12 protein-coding genes are annotated in these 12,579 nt (G+C 53.3%); 4 read left to right on the top strand and 8 right to left on the bottom strand.

Translation table 11 applies throughout. The features are described 5' to 3' along the window. Positions 1-79 precede the first annotated feature (79 nt). Positions 80-310 carry a hypothetical protein gene (locus tag AC5P6E_RS12180; protein WP_495230998.1) on the top strand — a complete coding sequence of 77 codons (231 nt, stop codon included), beginning with the start codon at positions 80-82 and terminating at the stop codon, positions 308-310. Then, a complete protein-coding gene (locus AC5P6E_RS12175) occupies positions 303-650 on the top strand; it encodes a hypothetical protein (RefSeq protein ID WP_495230997.1) in 348 nt (115 codons plus the stop codon). Before AC5P6E_RS12180 ends, AC5P6E_RS12175 begins: the two co-directional genes overlap by 8 nt. A gap of 90 nt (positions 651-740) precedes the next feature. Here AC5P6E_RS12175 and AC5P6E_RS12170 read toward each other — a convergent pair whose 3' ends face one another. The 8 genes from AC5P6E_RS12170 to AC5P6E_RS12135 form a co-directional block, all read right to left on the bottom strand. After that, positions 741-1,799 (bottom strand): hypothetical protein, encoded by a 1,059-nt coding sequence (locus tag AC5P6E_RS12170; protein ID WP_495230996.1) that lies wholly within the window; start codon positions 1,797-1,799, stop codon positions 741-743. A gap of 74 nt (positions 1,800-1,873) precedes the next feature. Continuing rightward, on the bottom strand, positions 1,874-2,320 hold the full coding sequence (locus AC5P6E_RS12165) for a hypothetical protein (RefSeq protein ID WP_495230995.1): 447 nt from the start codon (positions 2,318-2,320) through the stop codon (positions 1,874-1,876). A gap of 122 nt (positions 2,321-2,442) precedes the next feature. Beyond that, positions 2,443-4,500 carry a YadA-like family protein gene (locus tag AC5P6E_RS12160; RefSeq protein WP_495230994.1) on the bottom strand — a complete coding sequence of 686 codons (2,058 nt, stop codon included), beginning with the start codon at positions 4,498-4,500 and terminating at the stop codon, positions 2,443-2,445. Then, positions 4,497-4,871, bottom strand: coding sequence for a hypothetical protein (locus tag AC5P6E_RS12155; protein WP_495230993.1), 375 nt, complete (start codon positions 4,869-4,871; stop codon positions 4,497-4,499). Before AC5P6E_RS12155 ends, AC5P6E_RS12160 begins: the two co-directional genes overlap by 4 nt. 112 nt (positions 4,872-4,983) lie before the next feature. Further along, entirely contained in the window at positions 4,984-5,502 is a 519-nt protein-coding gene (locus AC5P6E_RS12150) for a Csu type fimbrial protein (protein WP_495230992.1), read from the bottom strand. A gap of 76 nt (positions 5,503-5,578) precedes the next feature. Beyond that, positions 5,579-7,738: a fimbria/pilus outer membrane usher protein gene (locus tag AC5P6E_RS12145; protein WP_495230991.1), complete on the bottom strand. Its 2,160-nt coding sequence runs from the start codon at positions 7,736-7,738 to the stop codon at positions 5,579-5,581. Then, positions 7,738-8,364 carry a fimbrial biogenesis chaperone gene (locus AC5P6E_RS12140; RefSeq protein ID WP_495230990.1) on the bottom strand — a complete coding sequence of 209 codons (627 nt, stop codon included), beginning with the start codon at positions 8,362-8,364 and terminating at the stop codon, positions 7,738-7,740. Before AC5P6E_RS12140 ends, AC5P6E_RS12145 begins: the two co-directional genes overlap by 1 nt. 114 nt (positions 8,365-8,478) lie before the next feature. After that, complete coding sequence (locus AC5P6E_RS12135) at positions 8,479-9,372, bottom strand: M15 family metallopeptidase (protein ID WP_495230989.1); 894 nt, start codon at positions 9,370-9,372, stop codon at positions 8,479-8,481. 228 nt (positions 9,373-9,600) lie between these two features. Between AC5P6E_RS12135 and AC5P6E_RS12130 the strand changes: the two genes are divergently transcribed. After that, the gene (locus tag AC5P6E_RS12130; protein ID WP_495230988.1) at positions 9,601-10,632 is read left to right on the top strand and encodes a hypothetical protein; all 1,032 of its coding nucleotides are present in this window, start codon (positions 9,601-9,603) and stop codon (positions 10,630-10,632) included. Positions 10,633-11,172: 540 nt separating this feature from the next. Further along, on the top strand, positions 11,173-12,405 hold the full coding sequence (locus AC5P6E_RS12125) for a chymotrypsin family serine protease (protein ID WP_099559573.1): 1,233 nt from the start codon (positions 11,173-11,175) through the stop codon (positions 12,403-12,405). The last annotated feature ends 174 nt before the right edge of the window (positions 12,406-12,579 follow it).

The raw sequence follows: 12,579 nt of genomic DNA, 5'->3' as shown, positions 1-12,579 counted from the left end.
GCCTGTCTCCGTCTCGACGAGTGAGACTAGGGCATCGTATGCTTGGGGTTCAACCAACAGTGGAAGTAGGGGGCGCGACGTGGCAGAAGGAACAGGGGGCGCGGGTTCGGGCGGAATTTGGGCGTTGGTGATGAGTGTTGTCACTCTTCTTTTGAAGATCTGGGACTCTATTCCCGAAGAGCAAAAGAATAAAATCATCAATACTATCGTTGAAAGTTTCACGAAAACTTTCGAGGCCTTCTTTGATAAATTTCACGCATGGGTTAAAAGCGATAGCGCCGATGCAGCTCCGGAGATGACCCATGAGTGATCGGAATTTCTCATTGTCGAGCTTCATTGCTGAAAGCAGTGCCGCAGCAAGTAAGGCACTCCCAGGCCCGTCGGCTTCAACTGGTGGTGAGCTTGGACAGGTGGCAACAAGGATCGCGGACGGCATTACGCCGATCCTGGCCATCTCTGGCCTCAAGAAATCAGAGCAACAGAAGTTCGAGGAATCAGCCGTTGATCTCGTTACGTCCTCGGAATTTATTGATGGACTTAGCGAAAAGGTCGGGGTTCCGCTTGAAGGCGAGACCAAAGAGCAGTTCGTTAGCCGAGCGAAGTCGGAGTTGCGAACCCTCCTGACTCAGAAGTTGCTCAAAAAGAAGTAGAGAGCAATTGCAACTGCTTTCATAGAGCCCGTCTTCACGACGGGTTTTTCTTTGCCAGACTTGCAACTGTGCGCAAGCAGAACGATCAGCTTACAGCAGCCCAAGAGCCTGTCGTGCACGCACGATCAGCATGTCTGCCTCCCCATTGGGCATGGTCTCAGCCGTAAAAGGCGCGTTGACGAAGTAGCCTTCATCTTGGGGCCTGATGTTGACGCCGGCATTGACATAGCTCTCGATGACGACTTGCTTAAGCTCATCAAAGACAGCGAGTCCCGCCTTGTCATCCATCCGATTCCAGGTGCTTCTTAATGCTGTCCATAACCGAGGGATCAACGCAGTAAGCCCTGAATCGGCGTAGGTCGGGCAGAGCACCTTAAGATCCGTCTCGTCCTGATTGGCATCAAGGTGACCGAGCAGATACGAGGCCAATTTGAGAGGCATAGCCGTGTGCGTGCCCGCTTGTAGCAGGAGCGTATCAACGCTGCCGTGAACGCGGAAGTCCTTAATCTTGTCCCTTGCTCGCTCAAGATACAGCCCAGCTGACTCATCGAAGTTCTTCGCGTATTGCTCGTTCAATGCTTCAACATCACCGATAAATCCGGTGAGGCGACATGCTGCATATTCCTCCCAAACGGCGGTTGCGGTGTGCAGAAATAGGTTGTCGGCAAAGTTGCCGTCCTTAAGCTTTTCATCAAGCCCTGGGGATGATTCGTCTCGCCATTTCAGCTCTGCAACGTGACCAAGCTCATGGGCAATCAAGTGCAGTGCTTGCTGAAAGCCAGGAAGCGTGTCGTCAACGATGTCCTGGATGAAAGCTGCGCTGTATACGACGTGTGTCTTCTCGATTCCGTCTCTTTTCACAGTGACGGCCTTTGCAATGCATTCGACTTCCGCAGTTGAAGTGAACGAAGGCGGTGATACGCCGGGCTCACCCATGTCAACGGACGCTATGGCCGATGCAAGGTCATACCCGACTGTCACGCCTGCCAGTCGTTCAAGATCCAAAACACGACTGCATGCCGTAAGAGCCACAGATAGGTGCTCATAGAACACTTGACCGAACTCTTGGCTTGGGAATCCCAAAAGCGCAATTCTAAGGTTCTTGGGAACCGTAGAGGCCGGCATATCTTGAATTGATTGTTTTTCCACAACTGGCTCCGTAGATAGCGAATCTTAGCCGCCTGGCTGACCCTACCTCAGCAGTTGACCGTCTGAGCTGTGAGCTAAGCACCTGACTCAACAAAGGCTTCTGCTTCCTTGGTCAGACCGCTACACCCGGAACCAAGGCTATCGTAGAGGTCGCCAAAATCACGTGTCATCAGAACGCAATGGATGCTGTAAATTGCAGATCGACGAATGTAAAGCTGGTCGTCTGGGTTCTGCTCTTTTAAGAGCTCAAAGAACCTTGCCCTGCCCATGAAGTATTGGTAGTCCCGTTGAGCGGCAATGGCCTTCTGCGCAACGAATTCAAGCGGGTAAATTTCAAGATACTGCTTGACCTCAGGATGTCGATCTAGTTCGCCGGCTTCGTGATGTATTTCATATATCTCGTGGAAGAAGTGTGCCTCCACAAGCTTGGTGCTGAAATTTGCTCCGTGATATGCAAACGAGCTGATACCAAATGCAGCTTGCACCAATGCCTCTGCTACTGCCCTATTGTCGCTTGACATGTTGACCTCCGTGTAAGGAATGACATCATAAGCTATAGCAAAAAAATGGGGGCCCCCTCACTCAAAAAGGGAGCCCCCGCCCAGGGAGAAGGAGATCGGATCTCCCTGGGGTTGAACAATAATTATTGGCCGAGGTTGACTGAGATCCCGATGCCGCCTTGCATAGATCCGCCACCCATTCCTTTGGAGAATCCTGCCGACAAGTTGACCCTGTCACTCACGCGGGCCTTCCAACCGACAGCCACGGCAGCTTTGTTGCCGTAGAAGCCCACACCCGCTGTCGCATGCACTTCTCCGATCACTCCGGAAGTCTGTGCACCCATCATCGAGGCGAATGCTGCGGACTGAGCTCCCTGGATCTTGACCTCACGTTCCAGGTTGCCAACGCGCCGTGTGGCGTCTTCCCAACGATCTGACCACTGCTGCTGCATGTCATAGAGCTGGCTTCCATTGATCGCATCGGTGGAACCTTGGCTGATAGAGTCGTTTCCGACGCCTGTCACCCGATTGCCACCGGCATTGATTCCCTCACCATTGATGATGGTCTTGGCTACCTTGATCGATCCTTGATTGGACAATTCGACTTGATCGGACAGGCTCACAGAAGTGCTCCCATCTGCTTGGGTCTGAACTTCGATGTTCTTGCCAGCTGCAACTTTCGCAGAACCGTCTTGGCCGTCTTGGCCGGGTTCTCCTTTGTCTCCTTGCGCTCCTGCCTCACCTTTCTCTCCCTGGGGACCCTGTGGTCCAGGTGTGCTGGATCCACCACCGCCTGGCGCGTTCTCCAAACCTGTCACCCGGCCATCCAGGTCTGCCAGCGCGTCCCCCACGGTGTTGTAGCTCGCACCACTCAGGAAGTCGTAGCTCGGGGCGACAATGGTGTTCGTGATCGCGTTGTAACTTGCGCCGCCACCCAAATAGCTAGTGGTCGAAGAGAGGGCGCTTTGGGTATTGGACACTTGAACGGAGACGCTGTTGAGCTGAGCCATGTTGACCGCGTCATTCTCGTCTTGACCACTGGCAATGTTCGTCAAGCGAACGGGCTGACCAGCCGCACTGCCAAAGCTTGCTGTCATTGATTCGGTGCACGATGCACCGTAGCCAATGGCGATACAGTCCTGGCCGGCCGTTGCGTAAGCACCCAACGCCACCGACGCGTCGCCTGCAACGGTTTGATGTCCACCCGCAAAGGCGGAATCACCCGCTGAACTGAGACTGCCGATGACTGTCGATCCATAGAGCGAAGCCGCGCTATCTGTGCCAATCACCGTGTTGTATGTGCCAGCTGCCTTGGCCCCGGGACCTGCTGCTACGACCGACTGACCGCTCGCTTGTGTGGCATCTGAGCCATCAGAGACAGGAGAGGTCGCTTTGAAATACGGTGAGGCCGATCCACTGCTTGGCTTGTTGTCCAACGCAGTCAACGCAGCTCCTACGGTTGTGTAAGTCCCGGTCGAAAGCGCGTAGCTTGGGGCAGTGAAAGCGCCATTCGTGAAGCTCGCTCCGCCCCCCAGAGACGCAGCAAGTGGGGCAATCTGGCTCACGATCACTGCATCATTTGCACCCTGGCCGGCTGCAACATTGACGATTCGGCGACGCAAGCTGCTGTCACCCACAGAAACGGTATTGGCACCCCCGTCTGTGGAACCGTGGCCTAGGGAGACAGCATTTTGGGAGGACGCTTCGCCGCCAATAGCGATTGTGCGGGCCCCTGTTGCTTGTCCACCAATTGCGATTGCAGAACCGAACATGCTGCCGTTTGCGACCGCGCCTGAACCGATGGCAATGCTGCCGATGGTGCCCGCATAAGCACGGTATCCAAGGGCTACCGCTTGCTGGCCAGCGACAGAAAAATTGCCGATTGCCGAACCGCCCCAGGCAGATGAGGCCGTATCGCCAAAGGCAACGCCGCCGTCTGTATTGGTAGCCCGATTCCCAACGACAGTTGCCGTTCCGATTGGGTTGGCATCAATGGAGTTGTCTGTGGCTCCTCCGGTCGTCAGCCACGCCGAAGCGCCGTTGCCGAGCACGAGACAGCCGACTACACCATTGTCCCGGCATGTGGCGTTCTGGGAGCCTTTGATGATCATTTGGTCGCCGACTGTGTCAGCAATGGCCGGATTGGCGAAGGCTGCAAGTGCGAACGACAGCGCAAGTGAGAGTTTTCGGAAGGCCTTCATTGCTTCACCCCACAAACAAACGTGGGTCCAGGCACTGCGCTGATTTTTCCGTCTTTGTCTGGCTTGGAGATCACGACTTCTTGGAAGCTCGCTCCTTTCTTTGATGCGAAGGAAACGGAGTAGCGCCCGTCTTGACCGGTGCGGGCTTCTGCGACTGGTGACGTCCCTTGGTTGGCGCGAACGACGATGTGAGCATCAGAGGCGAGTTCGTTAGCAACGATCAATGCGCCTTGCACTGTGCAAACGCCGTTTTGAAAGGTGACTGTTGGCTTGACCGCTGCATTGAACGCTTGAGGATCGACAGTTGTGATCACTGTTGCAAATGCGGGTGCTGATAAAAGGGCAAGTAGTGGGATAAATAATTTAAACACTGGATCTCCGTTTCGTTGAGTTGCCTTCAACAAAACAGAAAAAATCTAAAACGCAAGACGTTGATCACAAAAAAACCGCCCGAAGGCGGCTTTATTTTCTAGCGGGGCGATCTTAGTAAGAGATCGTGATTTGACGTTCTGCTGTGTAAGTGCCAACAGCTGCATATGTCGCGTCCGTGTTGACAGTGATGCGAGTGCTAAACACTTGCTCCGCGCCAGTTCCCACTGAGCTCAATGCTGCATTGTTTGCAGTAGTGCTAAAAGGTTGCCAGTTCGACGGACCGCTCAGGCCAAAGCTTGCGCGTGCTTTGATTTCTTTGGATGTGGCGGCGTCGGTCATCACGAAGTTGCCAGATGCGTCGGCGGTATCCATCTCTACCGTATAGGGGAGGTCTTTGTTGCAGGTGACAGTCAGATCCTGGATCGCAGAGAGCGCAACGATAACGCTGTTCTCGTCCTTTTCACCCAGCTGCATAAATACATCATCAGGAATTCCCATTTTGCAGACTGCTGCCTGGACTGCTGTGATGTTCATTGTCTGCGTCTCAGTTGCAGCAAAAGCCGGATTTGCAGCAGCCATTGCCAAGCCAAATGCTAAGCCGGTAGCAATGGTAATTTTATTCTTTAACATCGATTGATCTCCTTCATTGATAAGCGGAATTGCTTAGGATCCAATCGAAGTTAAGGTGAATTTTAGATTGCGCAAGTCATTCGCACGCAATTTCTTCAAGATGTTTTTCGCTCCTATCTATGGGGAGGACACCACTGCAAGCGACGATGTCGGTCTTGATGGAGATGGTTCCACCCGCCCTGTAGTTGGATAGGAAGATCCGACCGTCATCTGCTATCGGAACTTCTAAGTCGTCTGCGACCGCGACCCCTGAACCACGCACGATCTTCCCTTGGAACATCGCTCGCAGTTCTAGCGGTTTGGTGTAAGAGATCGGGAAGGTCACTTTGCTTCCGAACAACCGTGGCGGCGTCGCTGTCTGTGTGCGCTCGTTGACCTGGGCATCGAGGGGCAGGGAGCTTACGTCTAGACCAACGTTCGATGTTCGATATGCGGACAGGGGGAACAATGCGTATCCACGCTTATTCGTGACTTGTCTTGACCCGTTGGCGTTGAGCTTGGCGTTAGAGGTGTCAGCAACTTCGACGAGAGCAAAGGAGCGATTGAGAGTGCGGCCGACAAGTGCGCCACCTTCGCCCAGCCAGACTGAGCCTTCATACCGGCCTGACAGGCTCGTTTGACCTTCGCGCATCGTGGACTGTGCTTGTAAGCGTCCTGCGCGGGTGTCGAGCCCGGCATTGGCGTAAGAGCCCGTGTCAGACGTCCCCAATCCATAATTGATCTTTCCAGCTCGGCCATTGAACGCCACGCTTCTGTGGTCATCGCTGAACGACATGCTCGCTCGCTGTCGGTTGCCAAATGGCCGGGTGTAGAACACATAGAAGCCGCTCTCATCGCGGTCTCGATAGAGCTGGACGCTCAACGTGCTCTTGGCACCTGAGTAGCGTCCGGTGAGGCTCAGGCGCTCGTTCTGAGCCCCTGTGGAATAGGTGTTCGAAGACCAGGACAATCCAACCTGGAATGGGCGATGGGTGTATGAGAGGCTCGCCAAGTTGCTTCTGGTGATGACAGATCCGCCGCGCCATTGATCACTGAGCTGCCAGCTGTCCGTTGAGCGTTTCTGGGTCTGAGCGTTGATGGACCAGTTGCGAGTCTGATAGCTGTAACCAGCAGAATATGACAGTGAGCTTTGCCCATCTGATTGGCTTGCCAAGCTGCTTAGATTGAGAGCGCCGGCCGTGCCCAGGACGATGGTTGCATCCAAGCCTAGGTTCGCGTTCCTCCCCATCAGCTGCGCAGACGATCCAAGCGTAAGGAATGAGCTGACGCCTCTGCGGTAGAAGCCCGCGAGCGCAAGATCTCGGTAGTCGTTACCAATGGATCCGAAGCGGCTCAGGCCGCCAGTCACAGCCCATTCTGATGCCCCGGGGCGAAGGGCACGGTTGGTAAAATAGAAGTCACTCTGGATGATCTGTTCGCGTCCAAACTGATCTCTCAGGACGACAGACGACGAGTTCAAGCCATTTAGCATTGATCCCTGTTCGATGGAGTAGGGGCCTTGGTCTAGGTTGAGCTGGCGTTGCCTCTCATTGTTGAGATAGATCTCGGCAGTAGTTCTGCTATCAGCAATGCCGGCGATGACAGGGACGGGGTAGAGATCGCCCGTAAGCTCGCGCTCCGTGCCGACTTTAAAACCCAGCAAATTCGACGTGGACGTGATGCCGAGCGAGGGCGTAAAGACATCCCCGATCTCCACCGATAGACCTTTCTTGATGAAGTCCTTGGTCCATGTGGTCAGACCCCGCGTATTCGTAAATCCACCCGGTTGAACGTTCAATTGCCCCGTGTTGATCAGCACACCACCTGCGAGACCTGTTCGCATGTCGTAGCCCCAAGATGCTGCCCAGTCGCCTCGATAGGAGCGAACGATTGCCATGTCCTGGTTGATCAAGACTCCTCTTGGTGAAGGGTCTGCTTCGACAAGCGCGTCCACTGATCCCACAATCTGAGGCTTGAAGTATTTGCCAGGGACCGTCAGGACGATGAGCTGCTTCTCATCTTGCACTTCCACCCTGACACCAAGTGCTTTCATGCTTTGGATGGAAGCAAAGTCGCCGACCAAGCCGTAGCTTTTGAGCTTTACGGATGGCACGAGCAAATCGCCGTCATCCGTTGTGGTTGCTAGAAGTGCCTCATCGATGGCTTTTCCGTTGATCGCAATGGCATAGATGCTCTCAGCACCGAATGAATCCGAACACCAAAGAAGAGGGGCTAGCGCAAAGACGCGCCAAGCCATTACTCAATCACTAGCTCGGTGGCGACGCCATTGATCAAAGCCTTGGCCGATGTCGCGTTACCCTTCGAGATCACCATCTCCTCCCCAGGGAGCAGGTAGCCGACGAGGCCTTCCTTACGATACGTCCCGTAATCGATGTTGGCGATTTGGGCAGTGATCAGGCTTGTATTGCGAAGAAGGATGGTTGATCCAGAAGTCTTTGCGGTCACCGTGGCTCGATCAGATGCTCGCCAAAAAATGGGGAAGTTCATGTTGAAGACGGGCTCAACCCCAGTCGTTTCCAGCTTCTTGACGTTCTTCTCTTTCACGATGACGCGATAAGCAAGCTCATTGCTGGATGTCTCGCCGTTGATGAAGCGGACTACTTGAGATTTGCCGCCTTCAAGATAGAACGAGCTCGGGGCAAAACGGATCGCATCAATTGGTGTGCGGGCCTGCTTTCCATCAACCAAGGTCCATTTAAACGCTTGGAGCTGGTATTCCTTCTTTTCATTCGACGTGTTGACGACAGTCAATGAGCCATTGTTCTTTTGTGGACTGATCGTTTGAGCCAGGGGCGAGACTTGCATTGCATTTGATGCAAATGGACAGAGCGCTAGTGCTGCGCTTAATAGTAGATATTTCATTGGATCTCCGGATTTTTTAAGTGTCCTTCACAAATAACCCGGGTCCAAATATTGTCAAGCTGTGTGAAATAGAAAAGCCGCAACAATGTGCGGCTCTAGGTTCAAACAGTTCGATCAGGAAAAAGCGTAAATGAAAAGGTCGGTCCCCGCCATGCATGCTCTATTTTGGCGCTGAACTGTCCACCCCCAAGAAAGGAACCGATCTTTGCCCATAGCGGTGCATGTGGCTTCCAATGCAGTTGGGCACCAAGTCGAAATCAGCGCTCGTTCTAGAATTAGAGATGATGGTTCGCCTGCGCTCGAGATGAACTTAGGTAGGGTTTGCCCGTGTCGTTTCGCCCATTTGGACTGACCACACTCGGCTTTCATCTCAACGTGCGGGTAGTCTTTTGGAGAAGTCCACCGGCCGCCCCAGTTCAATCCGAGGATCTCAGCCAGCTCGCCGAACCGCTCATAGCCCGCAATGACATGAGGGTCGCTCAGATTCCAGCTCGGCTTTCCTCCCACGTAGATAGCGGCATCCAGGGCTAAGCCATAGTTGTGGCAGCTTGACCAAGCTCCAACACTCGTGACCCCAGATGCGGACGCGAGGAGGACGGCTTGGCGTTCAGGGCTTCGATATCCTTCAACTGGTCTTAGATCAAAGCCTTCGTCTCTCATGACATCTTGAATGGCTTCAATCTTCTCTCTCAGGTCAGGGTGAATGCCTTTCCAAATTCGTTCTTGGCCAGGATGGAAGAATCGATAGATCCGTCCACGTGACTTCTTCGTTGATCTTTGTGTTTCGGCTTGGAACGAGATGCTCTTTGACACGACTTCTCCATAGGAAGCAGGAGTTGAAGATCCATAGATGATGCCAGTTGATTTTTGATCAAAGAATTGAGCGTGAGCTGTGCTCGGACTCACCAGGAAATTCGATGAAGTGAGCTTTGTCCAATAGGGTTCTTGAGCGGCAAGGGCAGTTGTTGGTGTAAGGAGTATGAGTAAGCTAAAAAGCAGTTTGCGCATTGGATCTCCGGTTTTATTTGAGTGTTAATCACAAATAAGCCGGGGTCACGCAATGTCAAGGATTCATCGACCAAAGTTTTCGTGTCGCTCGTTAGTTTCAGCTATCCATCGGCTGGGCCGCAGGCTCGACCTTAAATCAATGGCCGGTGGCTCTGGCGCGGTCTTGACGGCGCGGTTAGCTGACGTAAGAATTGGCAATGCCTTGCCTGGCGTTCACTAGGAACATGCGTGGATTACGGAAATCTCCCCGAGCAATTTCGTTTCAGTCACAACTTCTCCTTTTTCCTGCACGATCAGCTGGTGTCGACATGGAAAGAGGGGGAGAAAGCGGACATCTTTTCCGTCCAGGTTGTTGCGAACGCTCCCATTCAAGAGGGGCTTGGCGGTGATGAGCTGTTCAAGTGGATGACGGAAAACGGCCATCGTGACGAAATCAAGGAGATGTATTACAAGCAGCTCACGTCTGCATTGCTCAGGGACTTCTTAAATTTTCTCTATGAGGCTTTAAGGTGCTCTGCGAAAGGCAAGCTCACGGTCGCATACGCACTCTTGAGGAAGCCCTTAAAAGAGAACCTTCTTTACCTTGAATGGTTGCTCGCTGATCCCGAGGACATGCTTACTGTGTTCGAAGGTGACGAGCTTAAGGCGAAGTCGATCAGTAAGATGAGTGAGAAGAGGAAATTGGAGCTCATCACACTTGCGATGGAAAAAACGTCACTAGGGGGATGGATGCAGCCCAAGCTTATGTATGACCTTCGCTACAACAAGCAATTCGCTTTTGGCTATGAAGACCTTTTTCAAAAAGCAAATCATCTTGTAACAACCTTTCCAGGTCTAGAGACAGAGGCGGCTAACTTCAACTTCATATTTTCGACAGAAGAAGCCTGGTTGACTCAATGGGAGGGCTTTTATAGCTACCTTCCGCTTGTGGTCATGCACACGATTGATGTTGTTGAAGCTCTTGTGTCCAGCTTCGCCAAAAGAAGAGACGATGAATTGGATTTAACTTTTGTCAGAACGCGGATCGGATTTGCGCACTGGGTTGATCTCCGTTCCAATGGTCTGGGCTCTATCGAACTCATGACAGAGATCAGATCTATACTTAATGAGCTGGATTTGGACTGCCCGAATTGCACTGAGCCCGTGCTGTCAGACAACGAGTCCTTGTTCAAGCTTTACGAGCAAAATTCGATTGTCTGCTCTGGGTGCGGATGGACCTTTGACGTCAATTCAGGTGTTGAAGCAGCGGCGGCCGATTAAATTGACGCCCTAACTAAGGCCAGTCGACATCGCTGTGCTTGAGTCAATGGGACTTTGGCAATAGACTCGAAGGACACTCACCAGGACACATTCCGGCTAGAGTTCCTTTTTAATATCAATAGGTTAGTGCTGGGATCGTTTAGTCCCACTCTCTCCGCCAGTTGTTTCAAAGAGCCCCTGGAAACAGGGGCTTTTTTGTTTTCTCGCCTTGCTGCTCGTCAGTTCATCAATCCAGCTATTGGGTTCCAGGGGCAGAGGGGCTGCAGTCGCGCAGAGCACGCATGCTGCCAAGCGTTCTGGCTGACAGGCGACAGAGAGAGTGTGCAGGACGTGAGATCAGGGGCCAAGATCCCGCGTGGGTTCCAGCGAGCGCATCTCGGGCTACCGGCTCCGTGACAACACACTGACGGTTGAAAATGGAACACTCTACTCAATAGCAATCGTAACCACGTCGTACACTAATACTCGGCCCGCAACAGGCTGCGCAGGATTCCCACGGCATTCATTGGAGGAGGCTAAGTGAAAGCAGGCGCTATTTACATGAGTGTGCTCGGACTGCTCTTCGGGAGTATTGTGTCCACCACTGCACTTGCTCAGAAGAATGTTTCCGAGAGTGAGAAATTGGAGGAGCTGGATGAGGAGACTGCGGTTGCGGTCAGCTCCCTCCTTTCCAGAGTCAAGTCTCTATCGGTTGATGAAGCAATCAGACGGATTCAGCTGGAGGCGGCAGTGGCACCCAGCATCCAGGACATTCGTCGAGAGTATGCCGGGCGCTTGACGGAAATCAGCATCGAGCAGTCGCCTGACTTTCACGTTTCGGTGAAGCTCAAGGGAGATGGTGCTGTAGCAGGGCGGCAATGGACGACGGCGGCTGGTAAAGCACGTGTCGAGTTCTCCTCTGGGCACCTTTTCACGGAGGAGGAGTTCACCAAGCAACTGAAGGAAATTCGGCTGGCAGCACAGTCAGCTATCCCTGGTTTCGTTGGATTGACCGGATATGCCGGAGATAACGAGGCTGAGGTCAGAATACGTGGGGATGAACAGGACGCCAAGAAGTACATGGGAATCCTGTCCAAGCTCGAACGTGCCTATCGCGTAAAGCTCCGTTTCAAGACGTCGGACGTTCCTGAAAGCAATTCCATATATGCAATCGGCGGAGCCGTGCTGCAGTCAAACAATTCATACTGCACCACCGGATTTACGGTGAAGCACGTGGCTACAGGTCTAAAGGGAATCATAACGGCAGCGCATTGCCCCGACGATGTCATCTATGGCAACTATGGGAGTAGCCAGAACGGGACCTTGGTTACGTTCCCCTTGATATTCCAGGATCAAAGGAACGATGCGCAAACCGATGTGCAGTGGCATCGAATTCCATCTCCGCACATTCCTTTGCTGGAGGCGTACGCCTCGTCAACGGTGTCAACGCGATTTATTGCGAACGTTTACAATGTGCCAGCGAAAGACGGTACCATCTGCTTCCGTGGTTCGCGTAGCGGATATAGCTGTGGAATAGTCACGTCGGTTAAGCATAGTCCTGGAAACATTTGTGGGCCCACCGAGTCTATGCAATGCGATGAGGTCTGGTTCAAGGTAGAGGGAAGCTCGCTCGCGTGCGGTGGTGGCGACAGCGGTGCTGCAATGTTCTTCCAGGATACCGGTTATGGCATTGTCAAGTCTGCGCGCTCGGACACGCCGCTGCCGGGCGAGTGCAAGTCGCTCACCGGAATGCCGTTCAGTCGCGTCAGGGCTTGGGGGTTCCAGCCCAACTAGAGACTGCCTCAATAAGCTTCTCTGACTGGTTGAGCCGTGTATTGAGCTCCGTACGGTCTATGCAGCTGGCGACGCTGCTGGTACCAGCGACGTCGCCTACATGGCCGTCGTTCTCTCCGCCAGAATCATGAAATGGCCCCTGGGAACAGGGGCTTTTTTCTGCCTCCGCAGCTG

Source organism: Stenotrophomonas sp. YJH_SMC_16 (genome assembly GCF_059367875.1).
This window is presented reverse-complemented; position numbering and strand designations above follow the sequence as displayed.